Origin of the sequence: Curtobacterium sp. 1310 (assembly GCF_017834105.1) — a bacterium.
In the GTDB taxonomy this organism is placed as follows: domain Bacteria; phylum Actinomycetota; class Actinomycetes; order Actinomycetales; family Microbacteriaceae; genus Curtobacterium.
Genome location: NZ_JAFICY010000006.1, coordinates 120,242 through 133,262, shown reverse-complemented (window position 1 = coordinate 133,262; position 13,021 = coordinate 120,242). Strand labels below are relative to the sequence as shown.

Annotated in this window: 10 protein-coding genes; 8 read left to right on the top strand and 2 right to left on the bottom strand. The window is 72.8% G+C overall.

What is annotated here, in order from left to right:
* The first annotated feature begins 49 nt into the window (after window positions 1–49).
* The 5 genes from JOD95_RS14390 to JOD95_RS14370 all read left to right on the top strand — a co-directional run bounded on the left by JOD95_RS14390 (window position 50) and on the right by JOD95_RS14370 (window position 6,138).
* Entirely contained in the window at window positions 50–2,758 is a 2,709-nt protein-coding gene (locus JOD95_RS14390; protein WP_209685664.1) for an MMPL family transporter, read from the top strand.
* Window positions 2,759–2,910: 152 nt separating this feature from the next.
* Window positions 2,911–3,357 carry a MarR family winged helix-turn-helix transcriptional regulator gene (locus JOD95_RS14385; RefSeq protein WP_209685662.1) on the top strand — a complete coding sequence of 149 codons (447 nt, stop codon included), beginning with the start codon at window positions 2,911–2,913 and terminating at the stop codon, window positions 3,355–3,357.
* A gap of 49 nt (window positions 3,358–3,406) precedes the next feature.
* Window positions 3,407–3,619: a hypothetical protein gene (locus JOD95_RS14380; protein ID WP_209685660.1), complete on the top strand. Its 213-nt coding sequence runs from the start codon at window positions 3,407–3,409 to the stop codon at window positions 3,617–3,619.
* Window positions 3,620–3,672: 53 nt separating this feature from the next.
* Complete coding sequence (locus JOD95_RS14375) at window positions 3,673–4,767, top strand: alkene reductase (protein ID WP_209685658.1); 1,095 nt, start codon at window positions 3,673–3,675, stop codon at window positions 4,765–4,767.
* Between the two features lie 129 nt (window positions 4,768–4,896).
* Window positions 4,897–6,138, top strand: coding sequence for a mannosyltransferase family protein (locus JOD95_RS14370; protein WP_066655735.1), 1,242 nt, complete (start codon window positions 4,897–4,899; stop codon window positions 6,136–6,138).
* On the opposite strand, the gene JOD95_RS14365 is transcribed toward JOD95_RS14370, so the two are convergent.
* Window positions 6,046–6,804 carry an NTP transferase domain-containing protein gene (locus JOD95_RS14365; protein ID WP_235426360.1) on the bottom strand — a complete coding sequence of 253 codons (759 nt, stop codon included), beginning with the start codon at window positions 6,802–6,804 and terminating at the stop codon, window positions 6,046–6,048. The two genes, JOD95_RS14370 and JOD95_RS14365, sit on opposite strands and share 93 nt — an antisense overlap.
* 14 nt (window positions 6,805–6,818) lie before the next feature.
* Window positions 6,819–7,760 carry a factor-independent urate hydroxylase gene (pucL, locus tag JOD95_RS14360; RefSeq protein WP_209685656.1) on the bottom strand — a complete coding sequence of 314 codons (942 nt, stop codon included), beginning with the start codon at window positions 7,758–7,760 and terminating at the stop codon, window positions 6,819–6,821.
* A 283-nt stretch (window positions 7,761–8,043) separates the two neighbouring features.
* Between pucL and JOD95_RS14355 the strand changes: the two genes are divergently transcribed.
* From JOD95_RS14355 to JOD95_RS14345, 3 genes are read left to right on the top strand one after another with little or no spacing between them, the layout of a single operon-like run.
* Window positions 8,044–8,877, top strand: a complete 834-nt coding sequence (locus tag JOD95_RS14355) for a xanthine dehydrogenase family protein subunit M (RefSeq protein ID WP_209685654.1) — start codon at window positions 8,044–8,046, stop codon at window positions 8,875–8,877.
* A complete protein-coding gene (locus tag JOD95_RS14350; RefSeq protein ID WP_209685652.1) occupies window positions 8,874–11,669 on the top strand; it encodes a molybdopterin cofactor-binding domain-containing protein in 2,796 nt (931 codons plus the stop codon). Before JOD95_RS14355 ends, JOD95_RS14350 begins: the two co-directional genes overlap by 4 nt.
* Window positions 11,669–12,661: an XdhC family protein gene (locus JOD95_RS14345; protein ID WP_209685650.1), complete on the top strand. Its 993-nt coding sequence runs from the start codon at window positions 11,669–11,671 to the stop codon at window positions 12,659–12,661. The genes JOD95_RS14350 and JOD95_RS14345 overlap by 1 nt, the downstream gene beginning before the upstream one ends.
* The last annotated feature ends 360 nt before the right edge of the window (window positions 12,662–13,021 follow it).

Here is a 13,021-nt window from a genome sequence, read left to right as displayed (position 1 = left end):
CGCACCCCGCACCACCACAGCACCTGACACGAAAGGACGGGGCAACCGCATGGCCGGTCTCCTCTACCGTCTCGGACGGTTCTCCGCACGACGCCACTGGCTGGTGATCATCGCCTGGATCGTCATCATGGGCATCGCGGGGCTCACCTACAGCCTGTTCGCGGGCACGATCTCCTCGTCCATCACGATCCCGAACACCAAGACGAGCCAGGTGCAGGACGAGCTGGCGGACAAGTTCCCGTCGGCGAACGGTGGCAACGGCACGCTGGTCTTCGAGACGACCGACGGGAAGGCGTTCACCGCGACGCAGAAGGCCGACGTCAAGGACTTCCTGGACGGGATCGCCGACCTCGACGGGGTGAAGGAGGTCCGTGACGGCTTCACCACGCAGGACCAGCTCGACGAGCAGCGGCAGAAGATCGTCGACGGGCGCCAGCAGATCGAGGACGGTCGCAAGCAGATCGAGGACGGCCAGGCCCAGCTCGACCAGCAGAAGGACCAGCTGGAGTCGGGCAAGCAGCAGATCGAGCAGGCGCAGGCGCAGCTCGACCAGCAGAAGGCCCAGGCCGAGGCGCAGGCCCAGGCCGCCGGGGCCGCCGCCGCGAACAGTGCGGCCGCGCAGGCCGGTCAGCAGCAGCTCGAGCAGGCCCAGGCGCAGATCGACGCCCAGCAGCAGCAGATCACCGCGGGCGAGGAGCAGATCGCCGACGCCCAGCAGGAGATCGACGACAACACGAAGAAGCTCGAGGACAACGAGCGCGAGCTCGAGCAGGGGTCCGACCTGCTCGACCTGTCGAAGGACATCCGCTTCGTGTCGTCGAACGGCGCTGCCTCGATCGGCACCGTGCAGTTCACGAAGTCGACCTTCGAGGTGCCGCAGGAGACCAAGCAGGAGATCTCCGACCGGGCCGAGAGCGCGAAGATCGACGGCGTCGAGGTGTACGTCTCGAACGACATCGCGCAGGGTGTCCCGTCGATCCTCGGCCCCGGCGAGATCGTCGGTGTCATCATCGCCGCGCTCGTGCTCTTCCTGATGCTCCGCACGGTCATCGGCGCCGCCATCCCGCTGCTGTCCGCCGTGCTCGGCGTCGGCGTCGCCACCCTCGCGTCGCTCTCGTTCTCGAGCCTGGTCGAGTTCATCTCGGTCACGCCGGTGCTGGGGGTGATGCTCGGCCTGGCGGTCGGCATCGACTACTCGCTGTTCATCCTCAACCGACACCGGACGCAGCTGAAGGCCGGCATGGGCGTCCACGAGTCCATCGGTCTCGCCAACGGCACCTCCGGCAACGCGGTGGTCTTCGCGGGCACGACCGTCATCGTGGCCCTGCTCGCGCTCAACATCACCGGGATCCCGTTCCTCGGCCTGATGGGCACCGTCGGCGCCGTCGCCGTGCTGTTCGCGATCCTCATCGCGACGTCGTTCACCCCGGCGCTGCTGTCCCTGCTCGGCATGCGCATCCTCCGGAAGAAGGAGCGGCAGCAGATCGGGCACACCGGGTCCGTCCGGGTGCCGAACAAGCCGATGTCGACCTGGCGCGCGGTCGTCACGCTCGTCGCCGGCATCGCGGTGCTCGGCACGATCGCCCTCCCCGCCACGCAGATGCGCCTCGGCCTGCCGACCGGTGCCTCCGAGGCCACCGACTCGTCGCAGTACAAGGCGTACAAGGCGCTCGAGGACGAGTTCGGCGCCGGCCAGAACGGTCCGCTGCTCGTCGTGGCCGACCTGCCGGAGGCGATCGCGAAGGACGACGTCACCGCGACCGAGGTCACCATCGGCCAGGCGCTCGCGAAGAACGACGACGTCGAGGCCGTCCTGCCGATCGGCGCGTCGTCCGACCGCGACATCATCGCCTTCCAGGTCAAGCCCGCGGGCGGCCCGGACAGCGTCTCGACCGAGACCCTGGTCAAGGACCTGCGCGAGCAGACCGTGCAGACCGACGACGGCACGGTGACGCTCGGGGTCGCGGGCAACGCCAGCGCGAACATCGACGTGTCGGAGAAGCTCGCGAACGTGCTGCCGCTCTACCTCGTCGTGGTCGTCGGCCTGTCGCTGATCATCCTCATCGTCGTGTTCCGGTCGTTCCTCGTGCCGATCACCGCGACGGCCGGGTTCATCCTGTCCGTGCTCGCGTCCTTCGGTGGTCTGACGGCCATCTACCAGTTCGGCTGGCTGGGCTCCGTGTTCGGCGTGCACGACCCTGCGCCGATCCTGAGCTTCCTGCCCATCATCGAGATCGGCATCCTGTTCGGGCTCGCGATGGACTACCAGCTCTTCCTGGTGTCCGGCATGCGCGAGGCGTACGCGCACGGCGCCTCGGCCAAGGTCGCGGTGCAACGCGGTCTGCACGCCGGTCGTGCGGTCGTGACGGCAGCTGCGATCATCATGATCTCGGTGTTCGCGGGCTTCATCTTCTCGGAGTCCTCGACCATCAAGCCGATCGGCTTCGGCCTGGCGTTCGGCGTGCTGGTCGACGCCTTCGTCGTCCGGATGCTGCTCATCCCGGCGGTCATGCACCTGCTCGGGAAGAGCGCCTGGTGGATCCCGAAGTGGCTCGACCGGATCCTGCCGGACGTCGACGTCGAGGGCGCCAAGCTCGAGCGCTCGCACCCCGGTGACGACCGCGGCCACGGCGCCGAGCCCGCCGTCGCCGGTGCCACCGCCGGGGCCGGAGCCGGAGCACACCGCGGGTCGCACGCCGCCGACGTGGAGCCCGATGCGAACCCGCACGAGGGGCACACGCCGACGCACCGCGCCTAGGCGTCGAGCGTCCGCGGGGGCGCCAGCCCCACTGCACCGCCGGGAGGCCCGGTGCCGGTCCACGAGACCGGCACCGGGCCTCCCGTCCGTGTGCCGTGCACGACCGCGGCACCGGGCGCCCGATCCGTTCGTGGACGAAGTACCGTGGAGGCATGACCGCGACCGACGTCGACCCCCTCGCCCTCGACCGGCAGCTCTGCTTCGCCCTGGCCGCCACGAGCCGCAGCGTCATCGGCCTGTACCGCGACCTGCTCGACCCGCTGGGCCTGACGCACCCGCAGTACCTCGTCATGCTCGCCCTGTGGGAGCACGACCCGCGATCGGTGCGCGAGATCGCCGCGGAACTCCGCCTCGACTCGGCCACGCTGAGCCCCCTGCTCAAGCGCCTCGAGGCATCCGGCTACGTCCGACGCCAGCGCAGCGCGGCCGACGAACGCCAGCTCGAGGTGTCGCTCACCACCGCCGGTCGGGCACTCCGCGAGCGGGCGAGCACCGTCCCGATCGCGGTGGCCGACCGGCTCGGCTGGCCGCTCGACCGGCTCGAGCGGCTGAAGGACGACCTGACGGAGCTGCTCGGACGCGTCGACGCACTCGACTGAGCAGATACTTCGTGGCAGAATGATTCGTGTACGAACGAAAGGACGGACCGTGGGTCGCTTCGGCAGCTGGTACGACCGCTGGAACCGCACGCTCATCGAGAAGATGGGCCCGTCGCAGATCGGCGCCGGACGCGACGAGGGCATCGACGACCGCAGCGTGGACCGTCCGTGCCCGATCTGCCACCAGCCGCTGTCGCAGCACACGGTGATCCGACCCGAGGGGCAGGTCCGCTCGAGCACCCTGGTGTGCCCCGGTCGCTGAGGATCTGCTCCCGAACCGGAATTGCTCGCCGCAACACGTGGTTGAACGGACACGTGAAGCTCTTCGAAGCCGCCGACCTCGGCGCACTCCACCTCCGCAACCGCATCGTCATGGCACCCCTCACCCGGACGCGCGCCGGTGAGCAGGGCATCCCCAACGACCTCCTCGTCGAGCACTACGCGCAGCGCGCCGGCCTCGGCATGATCATCACCGAGGGCACCTGGCCCGTGCAGGAGGGCCGCTCCTACCCCGGGCAGCCCGGCATCGAGACCGACGAGCAGGTCGCCGGGTGGCGCCGCGTGACGGACGCCGTGCACGAGCGCGGCGGCACGATCGTCATGCAGCTCATGCACGGCGGTCGCGTCTCGCACACCGACATCTCGCAGACCCCGCGCATCGTGGGCCCCTCGGCGATCGCCGCTCCGGGGCAGACGCACCTGGCCGACGGCTCGAAGGCCGACATGCCCGTGCCGCACGAGCTCACCACCGACGAGGTCCGCGAGGCCGTCCAGGGCTTCGTCCGCGCCGCTCGCAACGCGATCGCGGCCGGGCTCGACGGCGTCGAGGTGCACGGTGCGAACGGATACCTCGTGCACGAGTTCCTCTCCCCCGTGTCGAACACCCGCACCGACGAGTACGGCGGGTCCCCCGAGAACCGGGCGCGCTTCGCCGTCGAGGTCACCACGGCGATCGCGGAGGCCGTCGGCGCCGACCGCGTGGGCATCCGTCTGTCGCCGCAGCACAACATCCAGGGCGTGCTCGAGGAGGACGACGCCGACGTCCGTGCGACCTACACCGCCGTCGCCGAGGGCCTCGCGCCGCTCGGGCTGGCCTTCGTGGACGTCCTGCACGCCGAGCCGGCCAGCGAGCTCGTGCAGCACGTGCGCCGCACCGCAGGTGCCCCGTTCATCGCGAACTCGGGCTTCTCCTCGATGACCACCCGCGACGAGGCGATCACGCTGCTCGACGGTGACCTCGCCGACGCCGTCGCGGTGGGCCGGGCCGCCATCGCGAACCCGGACCTCGCCGAGCGCTGGGAGCAGGACGCGCCGCTCAACGAGCCGCGTCCCGAGCTCTTCTACGGTGCGAGCGCCGAGGGCTACACCGACTACCCGACGCTCGACCAGGTGCGCGAGCCCGTCGCGTAGTCGACGCGACCAGGGACGGACGGGAGGCGCGGTGCCGGCTGGCACCGCGCCTCCCGTCCGTCCGTCCGTCCGTCATCCGTGTCGCACCGGTGCCGGGTCGGAGGCTCCCGGCCCACCTAGGATCTTCCGGTGAGCACCGCGACCGCGCCGCCGACGCCCCTCGACCGCCCCGACCACCTCGTCGGCGAGTCGACGCACGACCCCTCCGGAGCGCTGCACGACCGCGGTCGACGGGCGCTTCGCGGGACGCTCGCGGCGCTGGCGATCTGGGCGGCGGCCCGGGTGCTGCTCGAGGGAGCCGCCCTCGTCGCCTGGCTCGTCGAGCGACCGGGACAGCTCGGCCTGCGGACGCTGCCGACCGTCCTGAACCACTGGGACGCGGAGAACTACCTGCACGTCGCCCTGGCCGGCTACCCGACCTTCGGCGTCGTGCCGTTCGACGAGGCGTTCCTGCCCGGGTACCCCTTCCTCTCCCGCTTCGTCGCCGAGGGTGTGTTCTTCACCGTCACCCCGAACCCGACCCAGGTCGCCGCGGCCATGTGGCTCGTGACCGGCCTCTCCGCCGCCGTCGCCGCGGTGCTGCTGTGGAAGGTCGTCCGCGACCGCTTCGACGCGCGCGTCGCGGCCGGCGCCGTCGCGCTCCTGGTCGCGGGGCCCTACGCCCACTTCATGGTCGCGCCGTACGCCGGGTCGCCCTACCTGGCCTTCGCGATCGCCGCCTGGCTGCTCGTCCAGCGCGGCCGCTGGCTCACCGGGGCGCTGCTCTGCATCCCGGCGGGACTGATCCGTGTGGAGACGGTCTACCTCGTGGCGGCCCTGGTCGTCGCGCAGCTGCTCGGCCCGCGGATCCGGCCGTTCTGGTCGCGCCTGTGGCGAGCCGCCGCCTTCGGTGCGGTGGGGTCGCTCGGCCTGGGCTACTACCTCGCCTGGCTCTGGCACCAGACGGGCAACCCCACGCACTGGTTCCTCGTGCAGAAGCTCGGGTGGCACCGCGAGACACAGTGGCCGTGGGAGACGTTCCGCACGACGCTCCGGATCGCGACCGGGACGACCGGGTCGGGGCAGTTCCAGGAGTGGTCGGACATCGTCATGGTCGCGGTCTACCTGGTCGCGGTCGGCTTCCTCATCGCGAAGCGGTGGTGGCCCGAGCTGGTGTACACGGGCCTCATGGTGGTGTCCATGGGGACGAGCTACGCGTGGACCTCGATGGCCCGCGAGAGCTCGGTGCAGTTCCCGCTCATGGTGCTCGTGGCCTCCACGCTGGCCGGCCGTCGTCGCTCACGGTGGGTCTTCTGGGTGGTGCTCGGCATCGGGATCGTGGACGCGACCTACCAGTCGTACCGGTTCGCACTCGGCGACTGGGGCGACTGAGCCGTCAGCGGTCTGGTCGACGGGCGGTCCGGGCGTCGGGCGGTCCTGGTCCTCGCCGTCCCACAGGTCCGCGCAGTCGACCGCGGAGACCCCCGCCCGCCGGAGCCAGGCACCGGCGACCCGGTCCCCCGGGTCGGCCGTGACCGCCGCGACGAGCGCCCCGCGGTGCGCCGGACCGACCAGCACCGGGTGACCCGGTCGGCCGTCGAACGCGGCACGCCGCAGGACGTCCGCACCCGCAGACGCCCCGATGACGCGGCGCACGACCGTCGGTGGCATCGTCGGCAGGTCGACGAGCGCGACGCACGCGACGACCCCGTCGTCGAGCACCTGCAGCCCCGCCGCGAGCGACGCACCGGGTCCCTCGGCCCAGTGCTCGGCGACCACCGTGCGGACGGACGGCAGGTCCGGCACGAGCACTCGGGCGTCCCCGGCCGCGGCGCCGAGGACCACGACCACCGAGGCGCAGCCGCCGTCGAGCAGTGCCCGGCTCACGGACCCGAGCCACGGCGTCCCGTCCGTCGTCCGCACCAGCGCCTTCGGCATGCCCATGCGCGTCCCGGCACCGGCGGCGAGCAGGACCCCGGTCACCGGCAGCGGGCCGTGCGGGTCGACCGGCAGCGGGACGTGCGGGGCGACCGGCAGCGGGTCGTCCGGTCGCGGCACGCGCGGGCCGCCGCTCAGACGAACGCCGGGACGGACGTCCAGGCTGCCGGGGCGTCCTCGACCCCGTCACGCACGACCGTGCCCGAGATGAGCCCGTAGGGACGGTCGGCGGCGAAGAACACCTCGCCCGGGTTCTCGAGCCCGAACGGGGACAGGTCGACCAGGAAGTGGTGCTTGTTCGGCATCGAGAAGCGCACTTCGGCGATCTCGGGGAACGACTCGATCGCCGCACGCCCCATCGCGAACAGGGTCTGCTGCAGGGCGAGCGAGTGCAGGTCCGCGAAGGTCGCGAGCATCCGGTCGAGCACGCCGGTCCACACCCGGTCGTAGTCGATGCCGTCGGCGACCGCCTCGGGTGTGTAGCGCCACCGCGCGGTGACCGACGTCGCGAGGATCCGGTCGTCGGTCTCGGCGAGCGTCGTGTACGCGTCACGCGGGAAGCCGTGGAACTCGCTGCCCGTCGACTTCAGGACCGTCAGGTCGGTCACGCCGGCGAGCACGTGGACGTCGTCGCCGTCGACCTGCACCACGGCGGTGCGGGTGCCGCGGCCGGACCGGACGAACGCGTGGTCGTGCGCCCGACCGTCGACCGCGATCCGCTCCCAGGCGTGCTGCTCGGCGGACAGCGTCGACCCGTCGTACCAGTCGAACGCCGTCGCGAAGTGCCGGCCGAGGCGGAGGAGGAACTCCTCCGGGGCGCCCACACCGTGCTCCTTCGCGAACGCGTAGACGGTGTTCTTCTGCGTGTCCGTCGCGACGACCTTCGCGTTGTCGCCCTCGGTGTAGGACTCGGCGAGCGCCGCACCGCGCAGCTGGGTCGTGACCGTCAGGTCCTCGATCTCGTGGCGGTCGGTGTCGCGGGTGACCCGGACGAGGCGGACCTCGGCCTTGCCGTACTGGTTCGCACCGAGGCGGACGGACGTGCTGACGGGGGCTGCGGTGGCGGTGGTGTCCATGCGGCGACGATGACAGCCGCGTGTTTCGGTGGTGCGTCGATCAGGTCACGAGCTCCGTCCGCCGAGCCGGCCCGGTCGTGACGCGGCCGTCGTTCCCCCGTAACGGTGCCGAAACACCCGTTCCCTAGCGTTGCCGCCACGAACCGATCCGACCGAGGAGGCACCGTGGCGCGCAGCACCGCACCCCGAGCGTCCTCGGCGTGGAACCGCGGGATGATCGCGCACGGCCGACGACCGGGCGACACCGTCGTCACCCGTCCCGCCACCCCGATCGGACCCCTGCATGGACCTCGTCACCGTCCGCACCCTGCGGACACCGTCGCACCGCGACGACCTCGCGCTCGCACCCGGTGAGCAGCCGCTCGCCGGCGGCACCTGGCTGTACTCCGAGGAGCAACCGGGAACCACCGGCCTCGTCGACCTGACCGGCCTGGGCTGGCCGGACGCCGAGCACACGCCGGAGGGCCTGCGGCTCGGTGCGACGTGCACCATCGCGGCGCTGCTGCGGCTCGACCCCGAGCCGGGGTGGCGTGCGTGGCCCCTCGTCGAGCGGTGCGCGAACGCCCTGCTCGCGTCGTTCAAGGTGTGGAACGCGGCGACGGTCGGCGGGAACGTGGCGACCGCGCTGCCCGCGGGAGCGATCACGGCGTTGCTGGTGACCCTGGACGCGACGGCGGTCGTCTGGACGCCGGACGGCGGGGATCGCCGCCTGCCCGTCGCCGCCCTCGTCACCGGGGTCCGCGCCACGGCACTGGCGCCCGGCGAGGTCGTCCGCGCGTTCGACGTGCCGGAGTCGGCGCTCAGGAGCACCACCGGGTACCGCCGTGTGTCGCTCAGCCCCCACGGTCGGACCGGCGCGCTCGTGACCGCGCGCTGGGACGCCGACGGCTTCGTCCTCGTCGTCACCGGCGGGACCCCGCGACCGGTCGTGCTCCGGTGGGACGCGGTGCCCACGGCTGCCGAGGTCGACACGGTGCTCGCCGCCCACGACGACTGGTACGACGACCCGCACGGCTCCCCCGACTGGCGTCGGGCGGTGTCCCGCCGCTTCGCCGCCGAACTCGTCGCCGAGGCCGGCGGCTCGGGTCTCGCTGCTGCGGAGGGGGACGCCCGATGAGGTTCGAGGTCGACGGGACGACCCTGGACGCCGCCCCGCAGCCGGGCCAGGTCCTCCGCACCCTGCTCCGCGAGCACGGGGTCACCAGCGTCAAGAAGGGCTGTGACGCCGGCGACTGCGGTGCCTGCTCGGTCCTGCTCGACGGGGTGCCCGTGCACTCCTGCATCACACCGGCGCACCGGCTCGAGGGTCGCGTGGTGACGACGGCCGCGGGCCTCGGCACGCCGGAGCAGCCCCACCCCGTGCAGCGGGCGTTCGCCGAGGCCCCCGGGTTCCAGTGCGGGTTCTGCACCGCCGGGTACGTCGTCACCGCGTCCGCCCTCGACGACGACCAGCTCGCCGACCGACACCGGGCGCTCAAGGGCAACCTCTGCCGGTGCACGGGGTACCGCGCGATCGAGGACGCCCTCGACGGCGTGCGCAACACGGCGTGCCCGGGTGCCGGGGCCGCCGTCGGCACGTCCGTCGCGGCCCCGGCGGCGATGCGGATCGTGACCGGGGGCGAGGAGTACACGCTCGACGTCCGCCCGACCGAGGCGCTCCTGCACGTGGCGGTCCTCGGCAGCCCCCACCCGCACGCCCGCGTCGTGTCGATCGACGCGAGCGCGGCCGAGGCCCTGCCCGGTGTGCACCTCGTGCTCACCCACCACGACGACCCCGGCGTGCTCTTCTCGACCGGGCGGCACGACTCGCGGCTCGACGACCCCGACGACACCCGCGTGTTCGACCGGGTGCTGCGGTTCCGAGGGCAGCGCGTGGCGGCCGTCGTCGCCGACAGCGTCCGGATCGCGGAGCAGGCGTGCGCCGTGCTGCGGGTCGAGTACGAGCTGCTGCCGAGCGTGCACGACGTCGACGCCGCGCGCGGCCCGCGCGCTCCCCTGCTGCACGGCGACAAGACGACCGCCGAGCACCGCATCGCCGAGCCCGGCCGCAACGTGGTCGCGGCCCTGCACGGCGAGACCGGCGACGTCGAGGCCGCGCTGGCGTCCGCCGTCGCGTCGGTCGACGGCACCTGGACCACCGGTCGTGTCTCCCACGCGGCGCTCGAGACGCACGCGACCCGCGGTTCGCTGGACCGGGACGGGAGGCTCGTGCTGCGGACCGCCACGCAGGTCCCGTTCCTGGTCCGCGACGAGATCGCGCACGTCTTCGGCCTCGACCCGTCGCGTGTGCGGGTGGTCGCCAAGCGCGTCGGCGGTGGGTTCGGCGGGAAGCAGGAGATGCTCACCGAGGACCTCGTCACCCTCGCCGTGCTGCGTACGGGTCGGAGCGTGCAGTACGAGTTCAGCCGCCGGGACGAGTTCACGATCGCGCCCACGCGGCACCCGATGCGGGTGCGTGTCCGGCTCGGTGCGGACGCGTCCGGCCGCCTGACCGCGATGCACGTCGACCAGGTGATGGACACGGGCGCCTACGGGAACCACGGCGTCGGCGTCATGTTCCACTCGGTCAGCGAGTCGGTCGCCGTCTACCGCTGCCCGGCGAAGCGGGTCGACGCCGAGTCCGTCTACACGAACAACCTGCCATCGGGGGCGTTCCGCGGGTACGGCCTGGGCCAGGTGGTGTTCGCGATCGAGTCGGCGATGGACGAGCTCGCGCGTCGGCTCGACCTCGACCCGTTCGAGCTCCGGCGGCGCAACGTCGTCGTTCCGGGCGACCCCCTCGTCGTGACCGACCCCGACGAGGAGGACGACCTGCGCTGGGAGGGCAGCTACGGCCTCGACCAGTGCCTCGACCTGGTGGAGGACGCGCTGCGCGCGCCGCTGCCCGAGGTCCCGGCGATGGACGGCCCGGAGCTCGACCCGCCCACGGCGGACGGCACCGGGGACTGGGCGTACGGCACCGGCATCGCGCTGGCGGCCATCGCGACGATGCCGCCCCGTGGGCACCACGCGCACGCGACCGTCGAGGCCACCACGGACGGCCGCTACCGGATCGGGGTCGGCACGGCGGAGTTCGGCAACGGCACGACGACCGTGCACACCCAGCTCGTCGCGACCGCCCTCGGCACCACGCCGGACCGGGTCGACGTGCACCAGTCCGACACCGACGCCGCGCAGTACGACACCGGTGCGTTCGGCTCCGCCGGTGTGGTCGTGGCGGGCAAGGCGCTGTTCGCGGCGGCCGAGGACCTCCGCGAGCAGCTGACCGCCCGGGCGCTCCGGATCGTCGCCGCGCGCACACCCCGTGCCGCCTCCGGGCCGCTCGGCCCCGCCGTCGAGGTCCTGCCCGGCGGCGTCCGCGTCGGTGACGAGGTCGTCGGACACGCCGAGCTCCTCGCCGAGGGACCACTGGTCGCACACGGCAGCCACGACGGCACCCCGCGGTCGCTCGCGTTCACGGTGCACGGTGCCCGTGTCGCGGTGCACCGACCGACCGGCGAGGTCCGGGTGCTCCACAGCGTGCAGGCCGTCGATGCCGGGACCGTCCTGAACCCCGAGCAGCTGCGCGGACAGGTCGAGGGCGGCGCAGCACAGGCGATGGGATCGACCCTGTACGAGGAGGTCGTGCTCGACGACACCGGTCGCGTGACCACCGACGCCTTCCGGTCGTACCGGGTGCCGAAGATCTCCGACGTGCCCCGCACCGAGGTCCGCTTCGCCGACACGCACGACCCGCTCGGACCGCTCGGGGCGAAGTCGATGAGCGAGGCCCCGTACAACCCCGTCGCCCCGGCGGTGGCGAACGCCGTCCGCGACGCGATCGGCGTGCGTCCGTACCGCCTGCCGATGACGCGCGACCGTGTCTGGGCGCTGCTGCAGGGCGACGCGACCGACGCCGGAGGTGCGTGATGTTCGAACTGGCACCGCGCCTCCTGGCCGTCCTCGACACGGGTGCACCGGTCGTCGTCGCGACGGCGGTCTCGATGACCGGCAGCGCGCCGAGCGGCGTCGGGACCTCGATGGCGGTGCTGCCGGGCGGACAGGTCGTCGGCACCATCTCCGGAGGCTGCGTCGAGGGCTCGCTGTTCCTCACCGCCGAGCAGGTGCTCGAGACCGGCGAGGCGGTGTTCGAGCGGTTCGGCTTCGACGACGCCCCCGACGACCCCGATGCCGTGTGGGCCCCCGCGCTCCGGTGCGGTGGTCGCGTGGAGGTGCTCGTCCAGCGGGTCACGTCCGACGACGCCCTGCTCGTGAGCGCGCTGCGTGACGCCGCGGCCGGTCTGCCGACCTCGCTCGCCGTCTCGCTGGAGCCGGGGACGCTCGGGGTGGTCGTCACCGCTCCGGACGGGTGCCGCGACCGGGTCTTCGTCGAGCGCAGTGACCACCGCCCCCGCTGCGTCGTCGTCGGCGCCGTCGAGACCGCCGTCGCCGTGACGAACGCCGCCGCGGTGCTCGGCTACGCCGTGACCGTGGTCGACCCGCGGCCGGTGTTCCTGACGGACGAGCGCTTCCCGGCCGCGGACGAACGGATCGTGGGCTGGCCGACGCGCGTGCTCGAGGGGTTGCCCGTGGACCGGACGACCGCCGTCGTGGTGCTCGCACACGACGACCGGTTCGACGCCGAGGTGATCGACCAGGCGCTCCGCCGCGGAGCCGGGTACGTCGGCGCGATGGGCTCCCGATCGACCCACGAGCGGCGGCTCGCGGAACTGCACGCGCTCGGCACGCCGGACCTCGATCGGCTCCGCTCCCCGATCGGTCTCGACATCGGCGCGCGGACCCCGGCCGAGACGGCCGTCGCGATCATGGCCGAGGTCGTCGCCGTGCGGACGGGCTCCTCGGGAGGGGCGCTGACCGGCGGGTCCGGCCCGATCCACCGCGTCCCCGCGCGGGTCCCCTGACGCGCGCGCGTCGTGTACGTCGTGCCCGTCGAACGACGCTCCCGGGACGGCACCAGGGGCGGCGCCTGGTTCGACCTCGCATCCGTGGTTCGACGTCGCATCCGTGGTTCGACACGGCCGTCCCGCTCGGCGCCGCGAGCGTCCGGGCGAGAGGAGCCCGAAGGGCACGGGCTCCCACGCGCCTTGAACGGTATGACGATTCGAGCGCACACAGAGCGGTCCAGTGCACGAGGACCGACCGGCACCGACCGCTCGTCACCGCCGCGACCGGGCGACGACGACTCCGGGTTCCGACTGCGCCTCCGGGCGCCGAGGGGAAACCCCGCGGTGACACCGGCGAAACACGGGCACCCTAGGTTC

Coding starts and splice junctions, on each gene's coding strand:
- pucL (WP_209685656.1), bottom strand. CDS start 7,760: ATGGACACCACCGCCACCGCAGCCCCCGTCAGCACGTCCGTCCGCCTC.
- JOD95_RS14385 (WP_209685662.1), top strand. CDS start 2,911: ATGACCGCGACCGACGTCGACCCCCTCGCCCTCGACCGGCAGCTCTGC.
- JOD95_RS14390 (WP_209685664.1), top strand. CDS start 50: ATGGCCGGTCTCCTCTACCGTCTCGGACGGTTCTCCGCACGACGCCAC.
- JOD95_RS14355 (WP_209685654.1), top strand. CDS start 8,044: ATGGACCTCGTCACCGTCCGCACCCTGCGGACACCGTCGCACCGCGAC.
- JOD95_RS14350 (WP_209685652.1), top strand. CDS start 8,874: ATGAGGTTCGAGGTCGACGGGACGACCCTGGACGCCGCCCCGCAGCCG.
- JOD95_RS14345 (WP_209685650.1), top strand. CDS start 11,669: ATGTTCGAACTGGCACCGCGCCTCCTGGCCGTCCTCGACACGGGTGCA.